At 42.7% G+C, this 16,519-nt stretch carries 16 protein-coding genes; 1 reads left to right on the top strand and 15 read right to left on the bottom strand.

The features are described 5' to 3' along the window. Positions 1-74 precede the first annotated feature (74 nt). The 10 genes from ACJJI4_RS04765 to ACJJI4_RS04810 form a co-directional block, all read right to left on the bottom strand. Positions 75-533, bottom strand: coding sequence for a hypothetical protein (locus ACJJI4_RS04765; protein ID WP_444927257.1), 459 nt, complete (start codon positions 531-533; stop codon positions 75-77). A 337-nt stretch (positions 534-870) separates the two neighbouring features. Further along, positions 871-1,182, bottom strand: a complete 312-nt coding sequence (locus ACJJI4_RS04770) for a hypothetical protein (RefSeq protein ID WP_444927258.1) — start codon at positions 1,180-1,182, stop codon at positions 871-873. Positions 1,183-1,275: 93 nt separating this feature from the next. After that, entirely contained in the window at positions 1,276-1,875 is a 600-nt protein-coding gene (locus ACJJI4_RS04775) for a thiamine biosynthesis protein ThiC (RefSeq protein ID WP_444927259.1), read from the bottom strand. A 172-nt stretch (positions 1,876-2,047) separates the two neighbouring features. Then, the gene (locus ACJJI4_RS04780; RefSeq protein WP_444927260.1) at positions 2,048-2,545 is read right to left on the bottom strand and encodes a hypothetical protein; all 498 of its coding nucleotides are present in this window, start codon (positions 2,543-2,545) and stop codon (positions 2,048-2,050) included. A 247-nt stretch (positions 2,546-2,792) separates the two neighbouring features. Further along, complete coding sequence (locus ACJJI4_RS04785; protein WP_444927261.1) at positions 2,793-3,179, bottom strand: tautomerase family protein; 387 nt, start codon at positions 3,177-3,179, stop codon at positions 2,793-2,795. Between the two features lie 115 nt (positions 3,180-3,294). Continuing rightward, the gene (locus ACJJI4_RS04790; RefSeq protein WP_444927262.1) at positions 3,295-3,882 is read right to left on the bottom strand and encodes a GNAT family N-acetyltransferase; all 588 of its coding nucleotides are present in this window, start codon (positions 3,880-3,882) and stop codon (positions 3,295-3,297) included. Positions 3,883-4,967: 1,085 nt separating this feature from the next. Beyond that, positions 4,968-5,432, bottom strand: a complete 465-nt coding sequence (locus ACJJI4_RS04795) for a hypothetical protein (RefSeq protein ID WP_444927263.1) — start codon at positions 5,430-5,432, stop codon at positions 4,968-4,970. A 21-nt stretch (positions 5,433-5,453) separates the two neighbouring features. Then, positions 5,454-5,801 carry a hypothetical protein gene (locus tag ACJJI4_RS04800; RefSeq protein WP_444912534.1) on the bottom strand — a complete coding sequence of 116 codons (348 nt, stop codon included), beginning with the start codon at positions 5,799-5,801 and terminating at the stop codon, positions 5,454-5,456. Positions 5,802-5,933: 132 nt separating this feature from the next. Continuing rightward, a complete protein-coding gene (locus tag ACJJI4_RS04805) occupies positions 5,934-6,374 on the bottom strand; it encodes a hypothetical protein (protein ID WP_444927264.1) in 441 nt (146 codons plus the stop codon). Then, entirely contained in the window at positions 6,361-7,725 is a 1,365-nt protein-coding gene (locus ACJJI4_RS04810) for an IS4 family transposase (protein ID WP_444895875.1), read from the bottom strand. The genes ACJJI4_RS04805 and ACJJI4_RS04810 overlap by 14 nt, the downstream gene beginning before the upstream one ends. Positions 7,726-8,442: 717 nt before the next feature. On the opposite strand from ACJJI4_RS04810, the gene ltrA reads away from it, so the two are divergent. Further along, positions 8,443-9,714 (top strand): group II intron reverse transcriptase/maturase, encoded by a 1,272-nt coding sequence (gene ltrA, locus ACJJI4_RS04815; RefSeq protein ID WP_444926033.1) that lies wholly within the window; start codon positions 8,443-8,445, stop codon positions 9,712-9,714. An 84-nt stretch (positions 9,715-9,798) separates the two neighbouring features. Here the strand turns inward: ltrA and ACJJI4_RS04820 are convergent, their stop codons facing one another. The 5 genes from ACJJI4_RS04820 to ACJJI4_RS04840 form a co-directional block, all read right to left on the bottom strand. Beyond that, entirely contained in the window at positions 9,799-10,113 is a 315-nt protein-coding gene (locus ACJJI4_RS04820) for a hypothetical protein (RefSeq protein WP_444927265.1), read from the bottom strand. A gap of 1,171 nt (positions 10,114-11,284) precedes the next feature. After that, positions 11,285-12,592, bottom strand: coding sequence for a S41 family peptidase (locus ACJJI4_RS04825; RefSeq protein WP_444927266.1), 1,308 nt, complete (start codon positions 12,590-12,592; stop codon positions 11,285-11,287). 400 nt (positions 12,593-12,992) lie between these two features. After that, on the bottom strand, positions 12,993-14,423 hold the full coding sequence (locus tag ACJJI4_RS04830; RefSeq protein WP_444927267.1) for an amidohydrolase family protein: 1,431 nt from the start codon (positions 14,421-14,423) through the stop codon (positions 12,993-12,995). A gap of 90 nt (positions 14,424-14,513) precedes the next feature. After that, positions 14,514-15,590, bottom strand: a complete 1,077-nt coding sequence (locus tag ACJJI4_RS04835; RefSeq protein WP_444927268.1) for a helix-turn-helix transcriptional regulator — start codon at positions 15,588-15,590, stop codon at positions 14,514-14,516. Positions 15,591-15,927: 337 nt separating this feature from the next. Continuing rightward, the gene (locus ACJJI4_RS04840) at positions 15,928-16,344 is read right to left on the bottom strand and encodes a hypothetical protein (protein WP_444927269.1); all 417 of its coding nucleotides are present in this window, start codon (positions 16,342-16,344) and stop codon (positions 15,928-15,930) included. Positions 16,345-16,519: the final 175 nt, after the last annotated feature.

Below are 16,519 nucleotides of genomic sequence, written 5' to 3' on the forward strand. Positions count from 1 at the left end.
GGTGTGTAACAATTGAATAGTGGAGAGGTTCGAAGTGGTACTTTTGATGTCGAGTGCCTTTGTTTGGTAAGCATTTACCTTACGAAATATAAATTGCCCATTCTTACTTCATAGCTCACTGGTTTTATCCTACCCGTGTACCAGCCAGGATTTGAAACCATTGTTCCGTCCAAAGAAAACCAACCACCTTTACCCTCCTCAACGAAGGCATATTTATTCCCATTTGAATAAACTCCTGGTCTGTATCTGATCAATCTATAGTACTCGGAGTCATCATATTTAACAGAAGTTTCCAATAGCACAGGATCACCTGTAGCAGAGGAAATATAAATAAAGACTGGCAATTCATCTCGCCCAAATAATTTTGGCTTATCTACCAATAAGTTATCTATTGGCACAACTCTAAATTGATTTTTCCTTGCGTAATCTATAGGTTTATTTGACCTGAATACAATTGACATATAGAAAACTATACCTGTTAGGAAAATAATTAAAGTAATTTTGGTTAGGACTTTTCTTCGAATTTTATTCATATTGCTTAACGCCATGACTTTGGATCCCGTGAAGAGGCAAGTTTTTAATTTAAGCCTTCGAAGCCCAAGAATGGAGATCCAACCCTCATAGTAGGTGGCGTTGACTAGTCTTGTAAAGTGTAACGATGCTACTTGAGAATATCATTACGAGCATGTCCCTCTTTTTTGTAGATGGCTCCTTAAGAAAGCCTATGATAGGCTGGAAACGATTTTCTTAAATATTAATAACCGATCACCTTACCGAAATTTAACGCTTTCGATAAGCGGTTTCTGGAAAGTGGGGTGAGTTGTTCTTTGTCGGGGGAGTGTAAACGAATGCATTGCTAAACGCCCTACGCTACGCCTTGCCATTTTTCTTTGCCAGGTACTCCTTAAAAGTCCAATACTGTACCCCCTGCATTTCCCTCTCCAGCTCATCCATATCATCGGGTCCAATCTCACTCGGAAACGGTTTTGAAAGCATCGAGCGTACTTGCGCTAGCCTATCACTTACCCTTGCACTCTGAAAATAATCAATAATTTCATCCTTCCACGCCTCTTCACCAAACTCGTGGTGTACTTTATTCATTTGATTCAGTGAGACCACGAATTCATTGATATCTCTAAGAACCGACAGGATCTCTTCTTTGCTATATATTAGTTCATCCACTATAAAGGTCTCTTTCTATAAGTCTTAAATGGGCGGCCGAGCAATCTGTTGTGAAGTCACGCCCGACTTGATTGTTAGATTGAATTTCGTATATCAGTCCTCGCGGGCAATAGTCAAAAGACAAATCGCCAAGAGTAAGGTTGCAAGAACACCCGATGCTCCGGCAGCGGAAGAAGGTAAATAGGAATCACGTCCAAACGTAATCGAAATAGCATTAGCAAACATTGCAATAACGCCAACTGAGGCAGTTAAACCTCCCAGCACTTTGGAGCTCCCATTCATTTTGGCAACTCCAAAAATAAGAGCAGCAAAGCCCAGCAAAAATTTCGCCGCGTAATAGATCATAAATGAAAAAGCCACAACGGCCCCCGCTGCAGCTCCAAGCGCCTCTAATTGGCTAGCGACCTCCCGAAATGGCATAAACATAGTGGCGCCAATGCTAACTTGCACCACATTGAATACAGAGCTGAATGCAATAGCGGACCACCCTACATAGTGGTTTTTAGTCTGCACCATGGCCGCTCCAGCAAAAGCTGAAAGAATGGTAAACAGCAAGCCCTCCAGCCCCCAGAAAAGTTGCCGTGAGGGGTTAATCTCTGCAACATACAGCATGGTAAAGAGTGCCTGTGTAACTACTAGCGCCAACAGCAGAAAAGCTATGATTTGGATATTTCGCGCATTGGTGAACTTCATAGTTGGATGCCTTGTATTTTCTATATATGGATCTTGCTTCTAAAGATAGGGGTTGGCCTTATTTATTTTATATCGAAATATTGGGATATGCGGCTTTCTCGAGCCTAACTATATATTTATATCGGGTTATAGGAAAGCAAGCCGAAGGGCTGGAACGTACAGCAGCAACTTGTTAGGCCTCAGACAGGCTAGGATATTGCAATATCCCATAAGCATCTTTGCTCGCCTTTACAATTTCTTCGGCTCTTTGCTCTAGTGACCAGCCATTAATGCATTCACAGTACCATTCATCCTCTAGAGCAGTAAACTCTCCTAGAGAACCTGGGTAATCTAAATGGATAATAGCTTCGTAGATCTTTGCCACCCCCTTTTCTGGGGTCAATATACCTTCAATAATTTCTTTGGTTAGAACTTTGGCATAACCTTCGATAGCGGTAAGCGAGGTTGGGCGTGTTATGCGAAGTTCAGACAAAACTCGATTAAAGTAATCTTCCGCTTCAAACTCATTAACGGGTTTTAGAAGAGTTGCGAGGACCGCTAAATTTTCTGTCTCTATACCAGACTCAAGTAGGTACATAGCCCAAGCGATCTTATACTCGGAACCACCCGAAAACATGGCCGTTAGACCTAGAACTCGATATGTCTCCAATTTTTGATCATTGCTTAGCATGTCGAATCCTAAAGTTGCATAACGCCGCTAGCAAGGGCAGTCGAAGCAACGCGTAGGCTGTCCAGCCCAGCTCCAAAAGGTTTGGGCGAGCTTGACTAGCCTGGTTATGGCTGGCGCGTACTGAACGACCTACTTGCTCTTTGCCAGCCACCGTTTGGCTGGCCACTACCCAATGTTTACGAGGAAAGAATACCGCACTTTCCCCAACCAATTCCTATCTTACTGGCAGTCCCACACCATTGACTTGTTACACGTTGACTTTGTACTTGAGATCATTTGCCTCATCACCTGTAATACCCCTGAAACCCCATTGATAAGGCGCTTGTTCTTTAATGGTTATTTCAACGTCGGCTGGGGCTAACGAAAGCTGGCTTTCAAGCTCTTGAAAGAGAGATTTGATAAGAGTTCTTTGGGTTTCGGGTTTGCGGCCTGCCATCATGTTTATTTCTATGACGGTGTATGCGTCAGTTCTTCCACCGGGATAATAAAAGTCTTCTTTCTCCAATGGCACAAATCTGTGAGCACGTTTGTCTTCGGGCATTCCAAGAACGGACCGCATGCAGCCGTGAATGACATTGGATAATTTTGCCTTTATCGGGTTTAGATTCTCCTTGATTCCATATACTACGATCACATTTTTTCCTTCATAGAAGTGTAACGCCGTGATATGCGACGGGCGCTGCGAAGCGGCGACCGTCCGGTGGAGGCCCAAAGGGCCGGAACGAACATCATAACCTTATTATATGGTTTTATATTTCAGCCTTCATGAGCAAACAGCCTCCTTCATGAGGAATAAGCTCATGTGGTTCCAATTTAATATATTTCACCACGCTAAATCCTTGGTTTTTATAAAGGCCAATAGCTCGAATGTTGTCAGCGAACACAATGAGGCTGAGTTCATTGTAACCGTCATTACTCGCTTTTTCTTTTGTATGATTTATCAATGACTTACCAATACCCAATCCTCGATACGATTCTTCAACACACATAGCATCGAGAAAATAGCTTCCTTCAACTCTACTGGTATAAAACTCTCTGAACCTTTCAATTCGATCAGCTGGTAAAAAGTTGGTTAATTCATCAGTTATGCAGTGATAGTGCGCTGGATATGAGAGGGCCATTCCGATAACTTTTTGATCAAGTTCAGCCACAATAGCACTGCGAAAAGTATGAGGATAAACGTCTTGTTCTAATCCATCACAAAGTAGCTGCAAAGCAGAACAACTCGGTATCAAGTCGCGAAAAAGATATTCAACTGCACCGTCAGATGCCAAATAATCAAGTTCAGCTATACGTTGACAATCTACTTTAGTTCCTTGCTTATAACTCACGTTCATTTTTTAAACCCTGAACATTCTTGATTAGTGGCCCCGCCATATAACGCTGCTAGCAAGGGCAGCCGAAGCGGAGCGTAGGCTGTCCAGCCCCGAAGGGGTTGGGCGAGCTTGACTGGACTGGTTATGGCTGGCCGCTGCCCAATATTTACGAGGAAAGAATACCGCACCTTCCCCAACCAATTCCTATCTTACTGGCACTCTACAAAATTGCAGCGGACTGCCTCTTTTTAAAATACCTGAGCGAACACTCTAGGAGCGAAACTGCTCGAATAGCAATCAGTAAAATTGCGCAATACTGAGTGCTATTTAGTGGCACTAAACCTTCAGTTACTACGAAAAATCAATAAAACCGATCGCTACAATAACGCCCAGCATGGGCGTGAACTAATGGGGTGAAAGTCCCCTGTAGGAAGATCACCGTTTAATGGACTTCATTAAATGCTAACTACTAGCGAATGGCAACTGCAACACCGTGAGGTTTTGTGGGGAGGAAGCCGCTAGCAAAACTACGAGCTGACGGACAGAAACATCATATAAGGCTTAGCCTGGAGGCGAGGTGGCCAAGGACACCGAAGCCAAGTGATCTAACGGGTAGAGTAAATGATACAGTTGTGTAGTGAAAGTTCACGTTCTTATCTGGGGAGATCTGTTTAACTTGCCGCTATGAAGCTGTCAGCGTGGCCGCTGACTCATAAATAGGCCCAACTCGCTAGCCACCATCGCGGGGATAGAAAAAAATGGTGGAACACAGCAGCGCTCCGCTCAGTAATGAGTAGGTTGATTAAACAGAAGTCAGCAGACGGCATAGTAGCTAAATGCCAAGATTAATACCTTGGACAGGGTGAAGGCCTGAACCTAAATCCACGAGTTGAAAGACAGGGCTAGCCTACTGATATGTTTCCAGTCGGTTAAAGTTGATGTAGCGCACTGCCATGACACTCAACTCAAATGAAGATCTGCTCGACACTATCGTTGGTTAGAGATTCATTACGGATAGGAACCGCCCATTGCGGACCCGCATGATGGGTGGTGTAGGGGCCGGTAGCTAAAAACTACCGGCTACCCGATTTATGTGCTCACTCATTTCATTCCCTCCAACTTTTATAACAACTTGGACATTGTTTAGCCTTCTCTGTCCTAAGTGAGCTACCACAAAATGGACATTTAGCTACAGTATGTAGATCCTCTACTCTTTTATGGAACATTTCTGGGTGTTTCTGTCTCATGACTTCCTCATTAAATGAGTATGCAATTTCTGATGGTCGTTTAGCAAAAGACACATATTCACCTTTTAGCATTCCTCGTTCAAAAGACGCATTAAACTCAGTCAAGCTTTCATAGTCTTCAGAAACAAGATCCGTTAACTCACCCTCACCCTGGTAGTAGAACTTCTCATTCCTAGAGGTTAAGAACTCCATCAATAATTTTTTACCTTTACCTCCTGATATTTCTTCATATGCCTCTAATGTTGCAGTAACTTTCACACGGCCTTCAGGTAGGAATAGTCTTTTATTAATTTCGATATCTTCTGGCGAGAGTTTTGGTACCACTTTTCCATCGAAGGTTTTCTTTCAAACAGCATCGCCATTTAGATAATAGTAGTTAAAGCTACCCTCATCCCAGCCCTCTCGCATATATAGCTTTTTTACTCCTAGTTTGGAGATAGACATTCCTAGCCAATTTATTGATGAAGACCGTCCGCTATATGCGGTTATATACACTAGATTTTTACTTCGGCTTATATTTTCAATAGTTAGCTCTTGATAATCTTTCTCTATAGATTTTCTAGACAGACTATTTATGGTTTTATAGAAATCATATTCATTGCTCTTTGCTGCCGACTTCATGTTTTTAGCGAATACCTTTGCTTCGCTATCGCTTTTCATCTCCGCTTCTACACTAACATTAATTTCTGTCATTCATCCATTTCCATATCTATGAGTTCAGCTCGGTCACATAACGCCCGTAGCGAAGGCAGGAAAAAATGGCGCGTCTTTTAATACAAAAGGCGTGACAGTTTTGACTGTCCGATTGCCTGCGTTTGTTATGCATTACTTCATTTGCATCCTATGGTAAAAGGGGGAAATAGGCGGTTTAGGAAATTTCACCCCTTTATAAGCCTTTACAAAGCAGGCAGACTTCTCATCATCTTTTTTCGTGATTACTTCGCGAATTATGCCATCCGAACCTTGAATTGAAACCAAATCTACTGTTTCTTGCCCAAATTTGTAACAACCACCTCTTTCATCGATTCTGTTTTGGTTATTGAAATTCGTCCATATCGAAAAGTAATCTCTGTATAGATTACTATCCTTATATTCTTTCCACTGTTTAGCACTAAGGTCTTGAGCTTCTTCATATGTAAGCTGCTCTTGAATGCTAGCGAGTGAATTCGTACATATCACTACTACAAAGACGGTCAGATATTTCTTCATATACATCCCATGTGCATAACGCCGCCGCTGTGTTTTATACACATCATTTAAGCCCATTTAAAGCCTCTGCTGCTTCAATATAATGGAGCAGTTTGGTATATCCCTGCCAAACAGTTTTAACCCCTGGTTCGCCATCACCTTTACGTCCTAGAAATCCCCCTAGGCCTGCCAACATACGCGTTATATCTCTCATGCTTGGAGGTATATTCGGTGGGGAACTTTTATCTCGCATCATCCATACCATGCGCCATTCTTTTTCAGAGTAAGCACTCGTACATGGTTCATCAGGAAGACTTCTTGCTTGTGTAGTTATCGAATGTAGTCGCCATCCAATAATCATATAGATCGCAATACAGTTCAACATTCGCTGCTCTGTTCTAAAACGATTACTTTCTATCTGGCATCCGCCTTTTACCACCCGAAAATAGGTTTCAATTTCCCACCGGCTTCGATACCACTCAATGATAACTCTCGCCTGCTTAAAGTCTTCAACTGGAAGATCAGTTAACAGCATCCACTCAATGCCTTTTTCACCCTCTGGTGGGGTTAATTCTTTAGCCAATACAGCATAGAGAGAAAGTGGTCGTTTAGATCTTCCTTTTCCTAGCAACCGTATCTCAGTAGTGGATACGTTGACCTTGGCTTTTCTTCCAGGCTCTCCATTCCGTTTGGGAATATCTACCGTGTATAGACCGACAGATTTCTGCTCATTCATATGATCCCAAAGCAAAACCGTTTCTTCTCCATCGAGCTCTAAAGTGCGATTGGCCTTAGCTCGAACGATATAGCTCGCCCGCCGCTGTTCACTTTGCTCTTCAGCCAGCTGAAACCACTCATGAATATCACCCTCTCTATCAGCAATACTCACAATTGTGCTTTCAGGGCAGTGCTCTTGTATCTGACAAGCCGTTTCGTAATGGTCTAGCCAGCGTCGACTCTCCTTATCCTTTATCGACTTGGTATAGCGGGAATTAGAACTTGATTCCTTATCTCTCTGCCACATACTACCTTCAACAACACCCAAATTAACTCTGGATGGTGTTATCGCGATGGAGGTGTGCAAGAGTTGTTGGTTGGTCTCTTTACGCCTAAGTGTTCCCATCTCTTTACTTTCTAGGTCAGTGGCAAAATTTAGAAAGGTAGTATCTTGTGGGATAAGAACAACAGGCTGCACTTTGATTCTCTCAAGAGTTGCCGATTTATGACCGCTCATAATAGAGTCAAAGTTGACTTTATCATTTTCTATAAAGCGATAAGCTGCAAACGTTTCTGCCCAAGTTTTGTTTGCACAAGGAATGCTATTGTTTGGGTCTGAACTTAAATTACTGAGAATATTAGACAAGCGCTTATTCAAGCGTGTATCACCCATAACCTGATTTTTTACTTCGTCCATGACCCAGTCCTGCATAATTATCCAGCCAAATCTGTAGTTCTTACTGGGCTAAACTGTAACTTATTGATTTACATAATAAAACTTAAAAAACTTGTGTATAAAACTTAGCGCCGCCGTTAAGTGCGGACAACTTGTTGGCCGTCCACTTAGACGGCTTTGGTACGCCCAGCATGGGCGTGAACTAATGGGGTGAAAGTCCTCTGTAGGAGGATCACCGTTTAATGGATTCCATTAAATGCTAACTACTAGCGAATGGCAACTGCAACACCGTGAGGTCTTGTGGAGAGGAAGCCGCTAGCAAAGCTACGAGCTGACGGACAGAAACATCATATAAGGCTTAGCCTGGAGGCGAGGTGGCCAAGAACACCGAAGCCATGTGATCTAACGGGTAAAGTAAATGATGCAGTTGTGTAGTGAAAGTTCACGTTCTTATCTGGGGAGATCTGTTCAACCTGCTGCTGTAAAGCTGTCAGCGTGGCCGCTGACTCATAAGTAGGCCCAGCCCGCTAGCCACCATCGAGGGGGTAAACAAAATTGGTGGAACACAGCGGCGCCTCGGCCAGTAATGGCCAAGGTGATTGAACAGAAGTCAGCCGACGGCATAGTAGCCTAATGCCAAGATTAATACCTTGGATACGGTGAAGGCTTGAACCCAAAATCCACGAGTTAAAAGACAGGGCTAGCCTACCGATGTGTTGCCAGCCGGATATAAAATTGACGTAGCGCACTGCCATGACACTCAACTCAAATGAAAATCTGCTTGAAGTCATCCTCAGCAAAGAAAATCTTAATGCTGCATGGAAACACGTGCGAAGCAACAAAGGTGCAGCAGGCATTGATGGGGTCACCGTTGATGATTTTGTGCAGCACTTCAAGGTAGTTGGGAATGAAATTATCGAAGCCATTCGGCAAGGTCATTACCAGCCGTTGCCTGTTAGACGCGTCTACATTCGCAAGTCAGATGGTGGTCAGCGAGGGCTAGGGATACCTACGATTTTTGATCGTGTTATTCAGCAAGCTATCGCGCAAATCATCAACCCTATTTTCGATGTGACTTTTTCAGAGTTTAGCTATGGCTTCCGGCCAAAGCGATCACAGCATCACGCGGTGAAAAAACTACAAAAGTATATCGAGGGTGGCAAGCGAATAGCGGTGGATGTCGATCTATCCAAGTTCTTCGATCGAGTGAATCATGACTTTCTCATGAGCTTACTCGGCCAAAGAATTAACGATAAGCGTTTACTCAAACTGATCGCAAGCTACTTGCGCGTAGGCTGGGTAGAAGATGGATGTTGGCAAGCGTGTTATGAGGGGGTGCCGCAAGGTGGCCCTTTATCGCCGCTGCTATCCAATATTGTACTCGATCTGCTCGACAAAGAGCTGGAAAAACGCCGACACAATTTCGTCCGCTATGCGGACGATTTCGTGATTGTCGTTTCCTCTAAACGCTCAGGTGAACGGGTTATGGCCAGCATCAAACGCTTTGTTGAGCGCAAGCTTAAACTCAAAGTTAACGATGCTAAAAGCCAAGTAGTCCCCGTTAGCCGGTGTAAGTTTCTGGGGTTTTCTTTCCGTGGAGCAAAGCTTGTCTGGCATGATAAGTCGCTGCGCCAATTTAAATATCACGTCCGTCAGATTACAGGGCGATCCCGTGGTATTTCGATGGAGAAGAGAATGAAAGAGCTTACCGTATTCCTCCGTGGCTGGATTAATTATTTTGGTATAGCACAAGGCTACCAAAAATGTATTGATCTAGACTGCTGGATACGGCGGCGATTAAGAATGAGCTATTGGAAGAATTGGCGTAGGGTAAGAACGAAAGTTCGAAATTTGCTACGCATGGGTGTGAGTGAATCGCTGGCAGTTACCTGCGGCTCGTCTGCTAAAAGTTACTGGCGAAGCGCAAAAACTGAGGGTATTCATATTGCGCTTAATAATGAGTTCTTCGAAGAGATGGGCTTGATCTCATTGCGAGATCGTTGGGTAGAGATTCATTACGGATAGGGAACCGCCCATTGCGGACCCGCACGATGGGTGGTGTGGGGGCCGGTAGTTAGAAACTACCGGCTACCCGATTTATGCGTAGGCTTACTGCCCATTTTCGATCGCTAGCTTAATTATTGGAGCGACTGAATCAGGCGTAATTCCACGCTCTCTACAGTAATTTGTTTGCAACCAAACTGACAATTGCTTTTGCCCCTTGCTTGCATTACACCCGCGACAACAAAGGCAAATATTTTCTCTGGAAATAATTGAAGCATCATTAATAATATGCTCCCAACTCGCTGATGCCTTAGTCGATACCTTGTAAGACAAAAAGTCATTGCCACAATATACACAGACTTGATCGCGCTCTCGGATTTCCTTCTCCAGTGCTGCCGGAATATTCCAATTATTCGCCATATCTCGCTCTATCTCTTACGCATAACGCCGCTAGCAAGGGCAGCCGAAGCAACGCGTAGGCTGTCCAGCCCAGCCCCGGAGGGGTTGGGCGAGCTTGACTAGCCTGGTTATGGCTGGCGCGCACTGAACCACCTACTTGCTCTCTACCAGCCATCTTTGGCTGGCCACTGCCCGATAAATTTAAAGGGGAAAATACCATACTTTCCCAACCGGTTAACTATCTGATTGGCACTCCATGATGGCGTAGCTGGCTTGCAGGGCCTGCTGACTTAAAACGATGGCACTGGAGCGAAACTGTAGTACCAAATTGCAGGAAAACTCTCAGAAAAAAGTGCTCAGATAGAGATTGATGCTTGCAGTAGCTACAGAACATCTGAAAATCGGCCGCCACAATAACATTTATATAGTAATCATTCTGATCACTATTATCCTGATTACTATCTTGGAATCAATCTAGCTGGAGAGAGATCAATTTTCATTTAAAATCAGAAGGTTAAACGAATTTGGGCTAATCGTACAAAATAGAAAAATGATCATCATGACTACTATCAAGCAATGTCAGAAAGCTCTTAACTTGTTGAATCATATGCTATTTCAGCATTATTTATCGCTAATAAGAAAATAACGGTCATGATGATCTAAAATCTGGCGAGCTAGCGCTTGCTAACTTCATTTGGACCTCGTGTAAGATAGGTTGAAACGGCAAAAAATATACAGAAAGTGCGCTATATACAGAGTGGAATTCTAGGAACAGTTGCTCTGAATAACTGACGATTGAGTTGTAGAAGTCTAGTGGGGAAAATCAGCTCTATTTTTGTTTGAAGTAGTAATTTATGTGATGGTTATCTGCTTAAAAGATCAAAGTATTAAGGCGGCTAAGGAGAGATTTTGGCTCTCCTTAGCCGAGTTAAGGAAGTGAAGCAGATAAAAGGCAGGGCTCGGTGCAGTATTGTTGCTTGACACTGATCATTGAGAGCTGCTTTGAAGGCTAGCTTCTATAGTGGCGGTTTGAGTACGTTATTGAAGTTAGGTAAAAAATATTTTTGCAGTGTTAGTAATTTTACTGCACACGTGATGAAGACCTCAGTTGATCTTGCTGGCTGTTAAATCCTGCCAGTTCAATTGTAGTAGTTCAGGCTTGACGCGCAATCGTAGTCACTTGGTATGCAACTTACTGCACATCACTATCCCTGATTTTTCGAATAAGTGAAGTGATATAGGCCAACTGCTTATCTTTTCCTGTAGTATAGCTTTCCCAGTCATTAACTATATGGTGATCCGGAATAACCCCGTTAGTTGGTTTACTTTGAAATCGGTACATTCTTTTCGAATATTGTACGTATCGTTTCGAATTAGGCAGTATAAAACCATCGGCATCTTGGTATCCAACAGGATTTGCGCCAGTTGGCTCACCGACTAACGTTGCATTTAGTATGCTCCTGTACTGGGCGGCATTACTCATTCCCGCTGAATATGTACGCTCACTAATAAGAACATAAATTCCATTGTTCCAGTTTAGGTCATCTATCAGAATTAGCTGATTTGCTAATAGTAGTCCTATAAAAAAATCACCACCGCCATTTTCTCTTAAGTCTATAATCAAATTTTGAATGTTATTTTTGTTTAGATATTCTTTGACATCTTCAGCAAAAGATTGCATGTCACTGCGAGATGGATAGTTTGAGAAATGCAGGTAAGCGGTCCCCAACTGTCGGTTAACAGAGAGCCACAAACCATCTGAATGTTTTATATCTGGATGCGAAAATATGCCTCTATCGAGGCTTAATCGATGTACAACATCTGAAATAAACTCATTCATTGGAATTGCGTTGGCAGTGATATTTATTTGTGATTTTTTTTCATCGAAAAATGTGAAAGTGGCATGTCCAAGAGTTGAAGTTATGTGCAGCCCGTAAAGTAACTCAGATACATTGAGATGCCATCGATAACCAGAGCGAAGTGAATATTTATTTTCAACTCCTTGTATTACCGGGTCAATTTTGTCCAATATTTTATCTAGAGGCATTCCATCAATAGCGATAAGTTCGTAGCCTAACAGGTTTTTAAATTTTGTACTTGCGGCCATAACTCGTATTTTACCTTCTACCCATTCTAGCGAGAAAGGATAATGTTCATGCGGGCCTCCCATTACAGAAAATTGAGTATGACCGTCGCCAATAGATCGCGTTATACCCATCATCTCGACTATAATTTCATGCTCATTTAGACTGGATAGCTTGTTAGTTAGATCTTCGATTTTTTGGTTAAAGGCTATGTTATTTACAGAATGATAAAGATTTATATGTTTATCTTTTAGAGTGCTTTTGTAGTGAGCAATATCTTCTTTCCATAATTCAGAGCTGCTCTTTTCATTAGATATATCACTACCTTTAACCGAAATCCCGGGGAGATAGGTGGTAATGAGTAAGAAAACTAGTATAATAATTTTTTGCATTAGCTTAGATTTTTTGCCTAACATTTATATAGTGATCGCTCTTATAGCTTACTTGGGCCTTGTGGAGGTTTATTCAGGTGAATCTTATATGGCGATAAATATCCATCAGTTTTGCGTAACCTTGAAAATAAAGTAGATAAATTCCAATCGAATAATTTGGGGGCTATATTTTGTAAATATTCACTTTCAATTGATTGAATTACTGGTAGAAAACCTCCGGTTTAATTATCTGTTTTCAAACTTCGGATTTGAGGTTTGTATGGCTTGCTAGATGAATTAGATGGTTCTGAGTGCGGATGTTAGTAGGTTTGGACACCTTAACTTTGTGGGGTGACTCTACCCATATTACAAGTAATATCCTCCTAATTCGGCTGGGCTTTTCTTTCGTGGGATACATTAGAAGTTTATTGATCTGGCATGGTCGCTAATAAATATACTTATCCACAATCCACCAAAAATAGAATTTGCTTTTTGATCCTGTGCTTTTAGCTAGCTCTTTCATTTTACTAAGGCTATATCTATCGTAGTAGCTCTGATCCAAAATTACCCCTAGGGGCTTGGTGAGTGTGTTTAAGTTTTCTCGTGGATCGTCTTCGAGCAATAATAGTTCGGCATTAAAGCCTGTGGAAACTAAGCCCACATTATTACTAATGCCCAGTGCTTTTGCTGGGTGATGGGTTGCTGCTCGCAATACATCTTGAACAGGAATCCCCACTTCCACTAATCGTTGCATTTCTTGAATAGTGCCCAAGCCGTTGGGTGTATAGAAGGTTCCTCCGTCTGACGCTATCAGTATCTCAACACCGGCTTGGTTTAGCTGCTTGGCCATATCTCCGAAAATGTTGGATTTACCCTGCCAATCCTGTTGCGCTTTAGCGCTATGTATCCCATTAACCTTCTGCTCACCCATTGCTTTTATCGCGGGGTGATTGAGCTCGAGATCATCAGCTACGCTGTGCCAGTAGTCTGGCCCATGCTGAGCGATCTGTGCTACGTTGTCATATACGATTAATGTAGGGCTAACTGGTACGTTGCTATCTAATAGTTGCTGCACAATTTCATCGAAACTCTCCTGCTGATAATCGTAGTTCAAATGTGCCTGAAAGATCATTTCCACATGCTCTAATGACTGCGGTTTAGCCGATAAGTATTCATTGAGAGTAATGCCAAAAGGCGGGTGGCCAGCTAAAGGCATGCCGAGCTTTTGCCCCTCATCAGCTATAGCGAAGAAAACCTCACGGGATAAGCCGTCATAAACTTTAACTTGTTGGTACCCCTGCTGATATTGCTGGCGAACCAGCTGGCGAGCCTCTTCTTTACTACCAATAAACTTGTGGTGTCGGCCACTGGCATAGTGGGAATGTTGATTAACAGGTGCACCGGATAACACTATATGAGGGCCGGCTATATTCCCAGTATCGATCCATTTTTTAAGAATACGCTGAGGGGAATTGCCAGCCATAACTCTTGAGCGAGTGACTCCGTGCGCTAATATAGCTAATAGATCGGATCGACCCCATACATGGCTGTGCATATCGATTAAGCCTGGCATCACATATTTACCCAGGCCATTAATCCTCAGCTCGCCTTCAATCTCAGGTATTACATCGCTAGTTACTTGGGCAATTCTTCCACCTTGAATGACGAGGTTTTGGTTACTTGCGGCTGTATTGTGCTGGGTGTCGATGACTGTGATATCGGTAACTACAATACGAGCATTCTTTTCAGCTAACCCGTAGGAAGAGGGTGGGATGTACCATGCACATCCCCAAGATCCGAGCGCAGTAACGCTAATGAACAATAAAATAGCTACCGCTGCTTTCCATGAGCGAGCAAAATAGGAAGATAATTTCATAATGACCTCTTGTGAATCAAAGAGGCCAAAATGCCAAAATTATCAGCTTCTAGCGTCCGAAATCCAGATTTTGCACGTCCAAAGTAACCATTATTGGGGTTTTGCTACTAAATACTGACTAGGAGTCATCCCAAGGTGGCGTTTAAACAGGCTGTTGAAGCTGGATTTAGAGTTAAAGCCCGCTTCAAGTGCAATATCGAGGAGACGAACTTTTTTGTCCGAATCACTCTCTTTTGCTGAATCAAGTTGCGAAACTACATCTGCCAAACGCTGAGCATTAACATAGTCATTAAAGTTACCGCCATAGCCCTGATTGATGGCCCAGGAAACATCTTTCTCTCCAAGCCCTGTATGTTGTGCCAAATCCCGAAGGGATAACCTTGGCAGGCGATAGAGCTTTTGACTATGAACCTGTTTGTTAAGCTCTTTGAAAAGCGTATCTGCCTGAGTCGTTTCGTTAGTTTTGCACTTCCCCTTATCACAACCCTCTATTACGGATATGCCCAGGGCTTGTTCACCATCCGTTAAACCCGAAAATAGCTGCGGTTCCCTAACTGCGCGAATTACAAGCAAAGCAACAATCAAAAAATAGCTCAGTTGCATAACAAGATACCATCTGAGCAAAAGAGGGATGGGTAAGTAAGGTTGCAAGTTATGCCGCACTGCATCCACCAGTGCAACGCCAACCAGAACCCATAGGATACGCTTAACCCAATCAGCTCTCAATTTGTTAGCATCGGAGCGGTTTTGGGGCAAGATATGTTGATATCGAATAAGCGCTTTTATACTTAATGAGAAGTAAACAATCTGACTTAAAGTACCGGCTGCTAAAACCCACTGGGGCCAGTGATTAAATAATAAACTGATTGCTGCTGGTGCTAAGTGCACCCAGTGTTTACGTTGTTGTTGATAACTGGCGGATATTAATTGTGCAACTACGGCAAAAAATAATGGGCCCATCAATAATGAGAACGAAGGCGTGATTAAATAGCCAAGATTAACTACTTTCGTTTCTTCTACAAAATTAAATGTCATCAATAATGCAGTGGCGCCTAACAAGTATCGCATTGCTGTAAAACGGTTTTGCGCCCAAAGTAATGCAATACCTAGAATCGATAGGGTGATAAAGGCTATCTGTAAAAAATTAGATGCGGAGTAATTTACCATATTTGCTCAAATAATAAGCTATAAGTCGATAAGTAGAATTTCTTAAGTGGGAACATCGTTCGAAACTTCCTGTATTTGATCATACTGGATGACTACTTATGGAGCCACTGAGCAAATCTGTAGGCCCTGAACTGTGGGGATTGAATGCCACAGCTGCTGCGTTTCAATCAGGTCATTTTCGGTGAGCTGTGCCTAACGTCTGCAGCCTTCAAGATCCGCAGGGGTATTATGGAGCTATTCAGAGTCACTCTAAGTGTAACTTCCCAAATTATGGGGCGGAGTGAAGCTGAGATCGATTACTCGAAGTACGCGAGTATACCTCTGCCTGTTGCGAGTCTTATTCAACACGACAAAAATATTCTCTAAATTCCCATTTGGTTATTGGCAATGAGTAGCAGTTATTTTCGTATTTTAAAATCCGTGTCTCATCAGAAGTGGAGAGTTCGTCGTAATATGTGATACGAATCGTATCGGCACTCAAGACTTCGATCGTATGTGGTGAAAATGTCAATACCTCCGGCTTTTCCCCTATGATGTAAGTTGCAAACGAATCTACTCGAACTACATTCACGAGACGCCCAAAGAAATTGGAGCGGAAGAGCATTTGGGTTTTCTCGGGTATCTCCTCCACGTTGTTCATGCTGGCTAAAGTCTTTTTTTCATTTGATTGCCAAGTTCCCACATAGAAGAGGTTTTCGTCTGCTATGACAAATGGTGTAAAAAGAAGTAATGCCAAAGTTAAATATAGTTTCATGTTCTTACTTTTAACATTTGTGCCGCAGTAAATCTGATCTTTATTATCCTGATTGTTATCTTGGAATCAATTGGAGTAAAAACCGGAAGGCCTACTGCAGCAGTAGAATGTGGTGGCGATCCGGTCCAATCGTACCAAATTCAGGCGTTATAAATATAAAGATGTACAGTAAAAA

This window comes from Microbulbifer maximicatervae (SeqCode) (genome assembly GCF_052467305.1).